Raw genomic sequence first — 11320 nt, forward strand, 5'->3', positions numbered from 1 at the left:
GGCGCACGCGCAGCGTGCGCCGCAGGCTTCAGATCTGGATTCAATGCCTAAACCCAATAAAAGATGATTGGCAGCGCTTTGCGCTGCCAATCATCTTTTATTGGGTTTGATTGGGTGACGGTCATATTTGCCTAAATTTAGATCCATAATCATGTTAAAATTAAAAGCTGTGTGAAAATTTTTCATCATAAGTAAACGTTAGGGATTCATCCATGAAAGTTGTTAGCTCCCTCAGATCGGCAAAAACTCGCCATAAGGACTGCAAAATTGTACGTCGTCGCGGCAGAATATATGTCATTTGTAAGACAAACCCAAAGTTCAAAGCTCGTCAAGGGTAAACCAAAAAATAAAGGCAACGCACAGCGTTGCCTTTATTTTTTGTGCCCTTATTTTTTGTAAAATAGGAGTATGACTAGTACTACTCGTAAAGCAAATCTCCTGAATGCGATCGCCCCTGTGAATCGCGGCTTACAAATGTCAGAAAATCAGCGCAAGGCGATTTTTTTGGCAGTTGCTTACCTTGAAGAACTAAACCCTACCCCCGCACCCACCGAAACCCCCGAATTGCTAGATGGGGATTGGCTATTGTTATTTACGACCAGTCAAGAGCTTTTGGGCATTGATCGCTTTCCGTTTTACAAGCTGGGCAATATTTACCAATGCTTGCGTGTAGCTGAAGGCAAAATTTTTAACGTTGCCGAAATTAAGGGTTTGCCACTGCTCGGCGGATTAGTGAGCGTCTGCGCGAACTTTACTGTAGTTTCAGAGAAACGGGTTAAGGTAAATTTTGAGCGATTGGTTGCTGGTTCTCAGAGTCTAGTGGGCTATCAAAACGTCAAAAGTTTTATTGATACTTTGCGATCGCCCAAAAAACTATTAGCGATCGATTTCCAAATCAAGCGAGAAGATCAAAAGGGCTGGCTAGAAACGACCTATCTGGATCGCGATCTAAGGATTGGGAGAGGAAATGAAGGGAATTTGTTTGTTTTAAGAAGGATTTAATTACGAATTACGAATTACCCATCACCCATTACCCATTACCCATTACCCATGTCTCACCGTTCTATCCAAATAAAAATCCACCCTTGGAAAATTTTGGGAAAACGGCTTTTTTTCGTTATTTTGTCGATTTTATCGATTTTGATAGTTACCTCACTTCCCTCTATTAATAACCGTCTTGATAACAGTCAAAGCGCTTGGGGGCAATCTGAATTTTTAAAGCTAAATTGGTTAACGCGTGAAAAGTCGATCGATCTTGCCAATGTCGATCGCGCTGTAGTTCGGCTTGATGGCTATCCCTTATTTGCCCTAGCCTCTCCCACGGTCAACCAAAGATTTCCTGTCGAACAACGTGTACAGGGAATTGAAAATGAATTGAGCCATGTTGCCAATAGCAAATTCGATCCTGAGACTTTGCATGTGACCGCCACCATCGATCACCAGAGCGATCAACCCGTAATCGCCATTAACGATCGCTATCTCATGACTGTGACGACGATGGATGCCCAACTGCAAGGACGCGATCCGCAAGGCTGGGCAAATCAACTGACCGAGATCCTGCGGGAAGCTCTCATTCGCGCTAGGCAGGAACGTCAACCTCAGTTTTTGATCGAACGCGGGGGAATTGCTTTTGGGATTTTATTGGCGACGATTGTGGCTATTAGAGTAATTAGCCATTGGCTAAAGCGTTTAAAGCTCAAGCAAGAAACCATTGAAGCGCAACTCGAACATACCGCCTCCCCATACCTTGATTCTGTCGCAGTTACCGACTTAGCTCAACAGCTAAAGCAAAGACAAAAGGCTAATCTCTGCGACCTGCAACGACGAATTCTAGAGCTTGGCTACTTAGGGGTTTTAGGGGTTTCTAGTTTTACGATTTTAGGTTTGGTTCCCTACACAAGGGGTTTCCAGTCTTTCTTGTTATCTACGCCTTTGCAAATTTTAGCGATCGTCTTAGGGACTTACCTATTAATTCGGATTAGCAATCTCCTGATCGAGCGCTTTTCAGGATTTCTAAAGGCTAAGGACTTTGCTATGCTCAAACCCTATCAGCGCTTGGATCTACGGGTATCGACAGTATCGCAAGTCTTAAGAAATGTTACCGCTATTATCTTAGTGGGCTTGGGAACTTTAGCAATTCTCTCCACGATTGGGTTTGATTTAATTCCGCTCTTAGCGGGTGCGGGGATCGTCGGTATTGCTATTTCCTTTGCAGCGCAGGGATTGATTAAAGATATAATCAATGGCTTCCTGATTATTCTCGAAGATCAATATGCGGTCGGCGATGTAATTATTGTCGGAAAATTAGGGGGCTTGGTTGAGAATATGAATCTCCGCATCACCCAAGTTCGCAATAACGAGGGACAGCTCATTACCATTCCGAATAGTTCGATCGCGATCGTGCAGAACCTTTCTAAAGACTGGGCGAGGGTCGATCTGACGATTCGAGTTGCCTACGATACCGATCCCGATCTGGCGCTGAATGTCCTTCGCAAATTATCCCAAGAAATTTACCAAGAATATATTTGGCGCACTAAAATCCTTGAACCACCCGAAGTCTTAGGGATCGATGACTTAGAGCATTCTGGGATGTTAATCCGTACTTGGATTAAGACCCAACCCCTTCAGCAATGGTCGGTCGCAAGGGAATTCCGTCGTCGCCTCAAGATCGCTATGGCAAAGGAGGGAATTGCGATCGGTATACCGCAACAGTCAGTTGTATCAAGCGATCCAGATATAAATCTCAATCCTTTAGAAACGCAAGTTCCCCCAGATGAATCAACACCAACCTAGATTACGCCCTTCCCACCAAAGAGATAGACATACAAAACCAAGAATTAGCGTTGCAGCGCTTCGCGCCGCAACGTCTAATTTTTCACTGGGAAGGGAGTATGAATGAGATCGAGCGAATTTTATTAGTGACGGATTTGGACAATACCCTTGTGGGTGACGATCATGCCACTCAGAAACTAAACCAGCTTCTCTCCCAGCATCGCCAGCATTGCCTATTAGTTTATGCGACTGGTCGTTCCTATGGCTCAGCGCAGCAGTTAAAGCTGGAACGAGAATTAATCGAACCAAACTATTGGGTGACAGGCGTTGGCTCAGAGATATATAGCGGGAAGAGTCTAGATCTTGAGTGGGCAAGGCATATTGGCGCAGATTGGCAAAGAGAGGCGATCGCTAAACTGATTGGCGATCGCTTTCCCGAGCTGAAACAACAATCGCCAAAAGAGCAGAATCCTTGGAAAATGAGTTTTCATCTGCTCGGTGCAGCTAGCACGATCACCAAACTGATTGCGAACTTGCAAAGCACGAACTTAAAAGCTCAAGTCGTTTTCAGCAGTAATATCGATGTTGATATTTTGCCTGTGAATGCCCATAAAGGATATGCAGTGCAATATCTGCAACAAAGGCTCGGTATTACTAATGCAAGAACCTTGGTATGTGGTGATTCGGGCAATGATATTAGTATGTTTCAACAGCCAGCACTTGGGGTAATTGTTAACAATGCACAGCTTGAGTTAATTGAATGGTATGCAGCCCATGCGGACGAGGAACGTCATTACTTTGCGAAGAATGCCTATGCTGCTGGTATTTTAGAAGCCTTACAAAAATTTAATTTGATCGATGAATTATAACAATTCACGAAAGTGTGACAACAATTTTGTGAATTAAAAACAAAACCAGAGAGCATACCGCCCGCTATGCGGGCGGTATGCTCTTCTAGGCTTAGCTACTTAGCGACACTTTGCAAAATTGCGACAGCCTCTTCTTGCTTGCCATCCCATGCCCACATGAGGGCAGTCCAGCCATTACGATCCTGCGCGTTGAGTCTTGCCCCTGCGGCGATGAGCGATCGCACGATTTCGCCATGCCCCTGCCCCGAAGCCCACATGAGTGGAGTCCAGCCATACTTATTGCGTGTATTGGGATTTGCTCCTGACACTAATAAAACCCGTACGATTTCCGTATGCCCGTTCATCGCCGCCCATAGCAAAGGTGTCCAACCATATTCATCGCGGACATTGACATCGGTTGCTTGGGAAATTAGCGATCGTACTTCCTTGAGATTTCCCTTTTGACTGGCGATTAATAATTGAGCGTTGCGGTTTTGTGTTTGCTTTTCTTCTTGCTTAACTTGTCTGGTTTCCTTAACTTGGTTATTCGGCTCCTTAAGCAAATTATTTTTAGGAAACTCGGTCGCATATATATCATTGCTAAAACTGAGAACTAAGCCAAAAGCTAATAAAAAATTTGAGGTTCTTAAAAAAGAATTCATAGACTTACCCGCATCTCAAGATTTTCTTAGAGTCTATGAATTTGTACGGGGATCGACTAGCGCAATTCTGCGGAAGTTATCCCAAGTTAACAGCAATTATCGATCAAACGAACCACAAGGAAATTTTTGAAAGCGTTGCGAAGCAACGCTTTCAAAAATTTCCTTGGTTTGGCTTTGAGCGCAATGCGTTGTAACTTGAAAACCCTTGCTAGATTTAGTTTTTAATTCCCAAAAGTGTTGTCACACTTTCGTGAATTGGTATAAATAGCTAGGCGCAATTAAATATAAAACCAAAAATTAAAAAGACTGTGGCGCACGCGCAGCGTGCGCCACAGCTTTTTAATCTGGATTTTAATTATGCCCAGCTACTTGTTGGCAACTACATAAATTGTAAATCCATATCCACTTACGCATTGCCCTGCGCGGATCTTACAGCCTTTGCGTAATTCGATTTGACCGTCAACTTCAACATCGCCATCAATAATCATTAACTTTGCCACGCCACCAGTATCAGCAACCCCGCACACCTTTAATAGGTTGCATAGGGTAATATATTCACCTGTTAACTCAAATTTTTCGTGAATTGTTTCTTGCATTAGTTATTGCCAAAGCTATGGTGTGCCTTAAGTAGTGAGGCTCAATTAAATATAAAATCCCAATAAAATCCCAAAATCTGAAGCGCACGCGCAGCGTGCGCTTCAGATTCTGATTCTGGGTTTTAATTATGTTCAGCTACTTATGTCTCTATTTTAATGAGTTCACTGATTTGCGCTAAAAAATGAGCATAATATAAGCAGTACCGATAAATTTAAAAAAGTTCGTCAAAATTTTCATGAGTCAACTGTGGCAAGAGTTAGAGCGCGAAGTCGAACGGCGACGCACCTTTGCAATTATTTCCCATCCCGATGCGGGGAAAACAACATTAACTGAAAAGTTATTGCTGTACGGGGGGGCAATTCACCTTGCGGGGGCAGTCAAGGCGAGAGCCGCCCAACGCCATGCTACTTCTGACTGGATGGAATTAGAAAAACAACGCGGGATTTCGATCACCTCTACCGTGTTGCAATTTGACTATATGGGCTATTGCATCAATTTGCTCGATACCCCAGGGCACAAAGATTTTAGTGAAGATACCTATCGCACCCTAGCCGCTGCTGATAATGCGGTGATGTTGGTGGATGGAGCAAAGGGTTTGGAGCCGCAAACCCGCAAACTGTTTGAAGTTTGTCGGATGCGATCGCTGCCAATTTTCACATTTATCAATAAGATGGATCGCCCCACCCGCGAACCACTGGAACTATTGGATGAAATTGAAAAAGAATTAGGAATTGTGCCCTATGTGATGAATTGGGCGATCGGTACAGGCGATCAGTTTAAAGGCGTTTATGATCGCTCTAGTAAAACCGTGCATTTATTCAAGCGTAGCGCTCACGGACAGCGCGAGGCGGATGTTAATATCTATCCCTTTGACGATCCTCAAGCCATTAAATTTATTGGGAATAATCTCTACAATCAACTTTTAGAAGATCTAGAAGTACTTGATTCTGTCGGTGCAGAATGGAATACCCAAGATTTACATTCTGGTAAGCTCACGCCCATTTTCTTTGGTAGTGCAATGACCAATTTTGGGGTGGAACTATTCCTCAAATCATTCCTTGAATATGGATTAACTCCAGCCGTTCACGATAGTTCTAGTGGTGAGGTCTCACCTACCGACGAGGATTTCTCCGCCTTTGTGTTCAAACTGCAAGCCAATATGGATCCTCGCCATCGAGATCGCATTGCATTTGTGCGTGTTTGTTCGGGCAAGTTTGAAAAGGATATGAGCGTTACCCACTTACGGAGTGGCAAAAATATTCGCCTATCCCACGCCCAAAAGCTATTCGGGCAGGATCGCGAGGCGATCGATGTTGCCTATGCGGGCGATGTGATTGGTTTGAATAATCCAGGCACCTTTGCGATCGGAGATACGATTTATCTTGGGAAGAAAAGGCAATATGCGGGAATTCCTTGCTTCTCTCCCGAACTATTTTGCACTCTTCGCAATCCTAATCCTTCTAAATTCAAACAATTCCGTAAAGGTATATCGGAACTACAGGAGGAAGGCGCAATTCAAATTATGTATTCCGTGGATGAGGCTAAGCGCGATCCGATTCTGGCGGCTGTGGGGCAACTTCAATTTGAAGTCGCCCAATATCGTTTGCAAAGCGAATATAACGTAGAAACAATGCTGGAATCCATGCCCTATTCAGTGGCGCGTTGGGTCGAGGATGGTTGGGATGCTCTGGAATCGGTGGGTAGATTGTTTAATACCATGGTAGTCAAGGATAGTTGGAATCGTCCCGTGCTGCTATTTAAAAATCAATGGAACTTAAATCAAGTTGAAAGTGATCATCCAAAGCTCAAATTAAAGGCGATCGCTCCTATTGCGGAATTGACCTCCACTGAAACCAAATAATCAAAATCAAGTTCGGCATAATTACAGCGCGAAGCGCTCAAACCCAAACCAAGGAAATTTTTGAAAGCGTTGCTTTGCAACGCTTTCAAAAATTTCCTTTTGGTTCGTTTGATCGATAATTGCTGTAAGTGAATATAGCTATATATTATCGGGATGGAATTATGGCTGATAATCCAGAAAATCTAGAAAAGCAAAAAAAGAACGCCGAGCAGTCCCAAGGTCATAGTCAGGATAGTGATGGAGCCGCAAAATCAGATAGCTCGAAATCTGATAGCTCAAAATCTGATAGCTCAAAATCTGATAGCTCAAAATCTGATCGGTTTAAAAGATTCAACCTTCCTAGAGTTGGTTTTCCTAAGTTTGATTCCTCTCAATTTAGACTGCCAAAGCCAAAGTTACCTTTCAAAAAAATCAATTTTTTGGGGCTATGGTTGGGAATCATTTTAATTAGTTATGTCTGTATGGGGTATTTTCTTGCAGTCCTAATGACTATCCCCGCCCATAAAAATTTAGCGATCGCAGGTTTTACGATCGTGGGGCTATTCCCCATCATTACTGCCTTTGCTGACTATGCCCTGATGAAGTGGGGGTATTTAATCAGTGGTTTGTTGATCGTGGGTGGTTTGGTGTTTGTAATTCGCTTAAAGTTTTATCTTTCGGTTGTGGCGATCGTGGTGTGGGTGGGGTTAACAGCGATCGCATTTGTGGGTGAAGTGCTTACCAAAAAAAGAAAATTTTGGATAGCGATCGTGATACTAACTATTCCTTGCTTAATTGGGCTAGGACTGGGTTATCAGTTATGGAAACTAGCAACTTCATGGAGTTAAAAGCCCAAGCATAGAGTGGCGGCGCAGAGCGCCGCCACTCTATGCTTGGGCTTATGCATTAGTACGGTTACCACTAGGCAAGCTTAGGGCAAAAAAAAGACGAGCTTAGCTCGTCTTTTTTAAGATTACTCTTCTGTTTCAGCCTCTTCAGCCAGCGGATAGACAAAACCATCATTTTTGCCTGAGAGGATGGACTTACCTAAGGAAATAGCTCTTTGGGCATGAACTGCGGCTTTGCGTTTCCATACTGCTTTACGGCTATCTCTCTTAGATTTAGAAGTTTTCTTCTTGGGTACTGCCATGACGTGATCCCTATATTAAACGTGATAATTTCCTAATCTTGAATGATGAATTTCAAATTAGAAAATTTTTGACAACCTTTCCATCATATGCCAAATCATGGTTGTTGCGATCGCAATTTTTGACTAAACCTAAAAAGTAGGGACGATTCATGACTTGCTCCTACTTTCAGGGTTTAAGATTAATCTACCCGCCTATTTGCAAATTCATGCCCGAAGCTAGACTTTCCTTCGCCGAACATTATCACGAGCGTACGAAGTATGCCCCTGAAACCCTTGCTAGAAAGAGCCAAGGTCTAGATTGGAATACCCAGCCATCGCCCTATAAGGACTATAAAATTGGTACAGTATATGACCTCAAGCCCTATTTGACCGAAGAGATCCAGTCCGATCGCGATGGTTTATTAGCGAGCCGATGGCGAAGGCTGTCACGGTTGCTCTTTTGTAGTTATGGGTTGACGGCAAGAGTACCGACGGTAACAGGCGAAGATTTTTATCTAAGGTCTGCGCCTTCGGCAGGCGGTTTATATCCTGCCGAGGTATATTTAATTTCCGCAGGGACTCCCCTTTTGTCCGCAGGGATCTATAACTATCAGGTGCGCACCCATAGCCTAATTCATTTTTGGCAAGACAGTAATGTTTGGGTGAATTTGCAAAAGGCTTGTTTTGGTCATCCCACGTTACAAAATACACGTATGGTGATCGCCATTACTGCCGTATTTCAGCGATCGGCATGGCGTTATCAAGATCGTGCCTATCGCCGCATTTTTCTAGATACGGGACATTTGCTCGGAAATATCGAGCTAGCTAGCTCGATCGAGGACTATCAGTCCTATCTCATTGGAGGCTTTGATGATGAAGCCGTAAATGAATTGCTATTTTTAGATAAACAGGTGGAAGGAGCGATCGCGATCGCTCCTATCGTCGATCTGCAAGACGAAGAACGAACTGGGCGTGGGCAGGAATCGCGGGAGCCGATGCAGAGGCTCAATATGCCCAAAGGACTCATGACCGCGTTCCCCTCACCCGTGGTTTCCAGTTATCCTCAAATTTCCGATGGCGAACTATTGGCATATTTACACCAAGCAACACAAATTGCAGAAATGCCAAAGCAGAAGGCTATATTAGAGCCAGCAAGCCCGATCGAGATCAATGCCCAGAGCGATCAAGGGAACAAACCAGATCTCGATAAGTACAACTTCCCTTTCTGTAGCAAAGTTAGTACCGCAACGGAGAGTATCCACTGGGGCGACGATCTTGAAATGTTGGAGAATACGATCTTGCAAAGGCGATCGACCCGTGAGTATAGTGGCGCTAAGTTAGAACTCGCAGAACTCAAAGCCATTCTCGACTTTACCTATCAGCCCCAACACTATACCGATCAGGGACTTGACGGCAGTCCCGATTATTTTGATCTCAGTTTGATTGAAACCTTTGTGGCTGTTACAGGTGTAGAGGATTTGGAAGAAGGATGTTATTACTACGCGCCCAAATCGCAAGAGTTACGCCAAATTCGCTTTAAAAATTTTCGCGAAGAATTGCATTATCTTTGCCTTGGTCAAGAACTCGGACGCGATGCGGGAGCCGTAATTTTTCATACCGCCGATCTCCAAAAAGCTGTGACGAAATATGGCGATCGCGTATATCGCTATTTACATATGGATGCAGGGCATCTCGGACAAAGATTAAATCTGGCGGCGATCGGTTTAGGCGTTGGTGTCAGCGGTATCGCAGGATTCTTTGATGATCTCGTTAACGAAGTTTTGGGCATTCCTAATGACGAAGCTGTTCTCTATATTACGACTTTGGGCAGACCCCGCTAAGACAGAAGAATAATAAAAACTTATGTCCTATCGTTGTAAAACAATTATGATAACTTTGGAAGACATATACTGAATTTTCAAAATCCTATGAAAGTACAAATTTTTGAACAGTTTATAGGTGGTCATTACACTAACTACATTGAGCATTTATTGCCGTCGCTCATCGAATTAAAAAAATTAAATCTAATTAAGGAAATTATTGTAACTATCACTCCTGAGCATTTTGCGTCTGAGTACTTTGAGAAACAGTTAAAAAGTTATTCTTCATGGGTTAACTTTGAACCTTGTCTCAAATATGTTGATGCTAGTTTGGGATTAGATCCAAGGCTTATCATAAAAAATCCTAGAGTATTTATATCGTCACTGCAAAATCGCGCGCAAATTTCCAATAACTTGACTAATTCAGTCAATCGAATTAAACCTGATTATCTTATTTCAACTACTGCTGATACCCAAAGTAGTTTGAAATGGACTGTTAATTCTCTATTTGGAGTACATAGTTTTCCTAAGAATACCTATGCGGTTGGCATTTTTCATTATGGTTATAGTGGAGCTGTAACTAACTTAACTGACAGGATAAAGGACTTTGGCTATAGAATGACTTGGAAATATTCTCCTTGGTCGCGTCTATTTGTAGTTAATCCCTTGGTATACGAAAAAGTTAGCTCCTCTAAGTCAAGCAAAAATTCCCAACGCATAAAACTGGTTCCAGATCCCGTTCCTTCTTTTGAAAATATAGACAAAAAAACTGCTAGAAATCTGTTCGGCATCCCAGAAGATGGACGCTATATTGGATTTATTGGTAGTATGGATCATCGAGTAGCCATTCCTGAAATACTTGCTGCTTTCAGAAGCGCTACATCAAGACCAACAGATCGTCTTTTGTTAGCTGGTAAGATACTACCAGAATACAAAAAAATTATTGAGTCTGAGTTTAAATCATTATTGGCTGAAGGTCGTCTGATTCTTATGGACAGATATCTAAATCTAGACGAGATGAATATAGGTTTTTGCTCTTTAGATATAGTTTCGATAATGTATTACAGGCAAAATAATTTATCGGCTAATCTTCTCAAGTCTGTTGCCATGCATAGACCAGTTATTGTCAATAAATTTGGTTATACCGATATGATGGTAAATCAATTTAATATTGGCTGGTCTTGTGATGTGTTGAATCCTCAAAATTGTCTAAACACTTTTGAGAAAGCGCTGGATAAAGGTTTAGATTACTTTCCTAATGAAAAAATCAAACGTCTTATCGAATTTCATCGTCCAGATAATTATGCAGGAACTATACTTCAAGATCTAATGGATAGGGCTGAGCATAATCTTCAGGATCGCGTAAAAACTTGGGAGTCAGTTATCGGAAAACTGGATTAAAACCCCCGTGCTTCTAGCACGGCTTTATATTAAATCAGATACTTTACACAGTAAACGCTATAATGTAAGCATGACTCAAAGAGCTTTCAAGTACCGATTCTATCCAACTCCTGAGCAAGAAACTTTGCTTAGAAGAACGATGGGTTGCGCTCGATTAGTTTACAACCGTGCCTTAGCCGCAAGGACAGAAGCATGGTACGAACGCCAAGAGCGAGTTGGATACTCTGAAACCTCAACAATGCTAACCAGTT

At 42.8% G+C, this 11320-nt stretch carries 12 protein-coding genes; 9 read left to right on the top strand and 3 right to left on the bottom strand.

What is annotated here, in order from left to right:
• The first annotated feature begins 212 nt into the window (after positions 1-212).
• The 4 genes from ykgO to PSE7429_RS17680 all read left to right on the top strand — a co-directional run bounded on the left by ykgO (position 213) and on the right by PSE7429_RS17680 (position 3641).
• A complete protein-coding gene (gene ykgO / locus PSE7429_RS24620) occupies positions 213-338 on the top strand; it encodes a type B 50S ribosomal protein L36 (RefSeq protein WP_071590172.1) in 126 nt (41 codons plus the stop codon).
• A gap of 70 nt (positions 339-408) precedes the next feature.
• Positions 409-1002, top strand: a complete 594-nt coding sequence (locus tag PSE7429_RS17670; RefSeq protein ID WP_009628669.1) for a PAP/fibrillin family protein — start codon at positions 409-411, stop codon at positions 1000-1002.
• A gap of 138 nt (positions 1003-1140) precedes the next feature.
• Positions 1141-2793 carry a mechanosensitive ion channel family protein gene (locus PSE7429_RS17675; protein WP_158467651.1) on the top strand — a complete coding sequence of 551 codons (1653 nt, stop codon included), beginning with the start codon at positions 1141-1143 and terminating at the stop codon, positions 2791-2793.
• Positions 2794-2891: 98 nt separating this feature from the next.
• Positions 2892-3641, top strand: a complete 750-nt coding sequence (locus PSE7429_RS17680) for a sucrose-phosphate phosphatase (protein WP_009628671.1) — start codon at positions 2892-2894, stop codon at positions 3639-3641.
• Positions 3642-3736: 95 nt separating this feature from the next.
• Here the strand turns inward: PSE7429_RS17680 and PSE7429_RS17685 are convergent, their stop codons facing one another.
• A complete protein-coding gene (locus tag PSE7429_RS17685; protein WP_009628672.1) occupies positions 3737-4282 on the bottom strand; it encodes an ankyrin repeat domain-containing protein in 546 nt (181 codons plus the stop codon).
• Between the two features lie 365 nt (positions 4283-4647).
• Complete coding sequence (locus tag PSE7429_RS17690; protein ID WP_009628674.1) at positions 4648-4878, bottom strand: RNA-binding S4 domain-containing protein; 231 nt, start codon at positions 4876-4878, stop codon at positions 4648-4650.
• Between the two features lie 236 nt (positions 4879-5114).
• Here PSE7429_RS17690 and PSE7429_RS17695 point away from each other — a divergent pair, with 236 nt between their 5' ends.
• Both PSE7429_RS17695 and PSE7429_RS17700 read left to right on the top strand, forming a co-directional pair.
• Entirely contained in the window at positions 5115-6740 is a 1626-nt protein-coding gene (locus PSE7429_RS17695) for a peptide chain release factor 3 (protein ID WP_009628675.1), read from the top strand.
• Between the two features lie 161 nt (positions 6741-6901).
• Positions 6902-7567 (top strand): hypothetical protein, encoded by a 666-nt coding sequence (locus PSE7429_RS17700; RefSeq protein WP_009628676.1) that lies wholly within the window; start codon positions 6902-6904, stop codon positions 7565-7567.
• A 125-nt stretch (positions 7568-7692) separates the two neighbouring features.
• Here PSE7429_RS17700 and rpmF read toward each other — a convergent pair whose 3' ends face one another.
• Positions 7693-7869 (bottom strand): 50S ribosomal protein L32, encoded by a 177-nt coding sequence (gene rpmF, locus PSE7429_RS17705; protein ID WP_009628677.1) that lies wholly within the window; start codon positions 7867-7869, stop codon positions 7693-7695.
• 206 nt (positions 7870-8075) lie between these two features.
• Between rpmF and PSE7429_RS17710 the strand changes: the two genes are divergently transcribed.
• The 3 genes from PSE7429_RS17710 to PSE7429_RS24625 all read left to right on the top strand — a co-directional run.
• Positions 8076-9689 carry a SagB/ThcOx family dehydrogenase gene (locus tag PSE7429_RS17710; protein WP_009628679.1) on the top strand — a complete coding sequence of 538 codons (1614 nt, stop codon included), beginning with the start codon at positions 8076-8078 and terminating at the stop codon, positions 9687-9689.
• A gap of 87 nt (positions 9690-9776) precedes the next feature.
• A complete protein-coding gene (locus tag PSE7429_RS17715) occupies positions 9777-11069 on the top strand; it encodes a glycosyltransferase family protein (protein WP_009628680.1) in 1293 nt (430 codons plus the stop codon).
• Between the two features lie 70 nt (positions 11070-11139).
• The coding region (locus tag PSE7429_RS24625) for a helix-turn-helix domain-containing protein (protein WP_009628681.1) at positions 11140-11320 on the top strand (181 nt) is incomplete at its 3' end.

It is taken from the genome of Pseudanabaena biceps PCC 7429 (assembly GCF_000332215.1).
Taxonomy (GTDB): domain Bacteria; phylum Cyanobacteriota; class Cyanobacteriia; order Pseudanabaenales; family Pseudanabaenaceae; genus Pseudanabaena; species Pseudanabaena biceps.

Coding starts and splice junctions, on each gene's coding strand:
- PSE7429_RS17680 (WP_009628671.1), top strand. CDS start 2,892: ATGAATGAGATCGAGCGAATTTTATTAGTGACGGATTTGGACAATACC.
- ykgO (WP_071590172.1), top strand. CDS start 213: ATGAAAGTTGTTAGCTCCCTCAGATCGGCAAAAACTCGCCATAAGGAC.
- PSE7429_RS17670 (WP_009628669.1), top strand. CDS start 409: ATGACTAGTACTACTCGTAAAGCAAATCTCCTGAATGCGATCGCCCCT.
- rpmF (WP_009628677.1), bottom strand. CDS start 7,869: ATGGCAGTACCCAAGAAGAAAACTTCTAAATCTAAGAGAGATAGCCGT.
- PSE7429_RS17700 (WP_009628676.1), top strand. CDS start 6,902: ATGGCTGATAATCCAGAAAATCTAGAAAAGCAAAAAAAGAACGCCGAG.
- PSE7429_RS17685 (WP_009628672.1), bottom strand. CDS start 4,282: ATGAATTCTTTTTTAAGAACCTCAAATTTTTTATTAGCTTTTGGCTTA.
- PSE7429_RS17690 (WP_009628674.1), bottom strand. CDS start 4,878: ATGCAAGAAACAATTCACGAAAAATTTGAGTTAACAGGTGAATATATT.
- PSE7429_RS17695 (WP_009628675.1), top strand. CDS start 5,115: ATGAGTCAACTGTGGCAAGAGTTAGAGCGCGAAGTCGAACGGCGACGC.
- PSE7429_RS17710 (WP_009628679.1), top strand. CDS start 8,076: ATGCCCGAAGCTAGACTTTCCTTCGCCGAACATTATCACGAGCGTACG.
- PSE7429_RS17715 (WP_009628680.1), top strand. CDS start 9,777: ATGAAAGTACAAATTTTTGAACAGTTTATAGGTGGTCATTACACTAAC.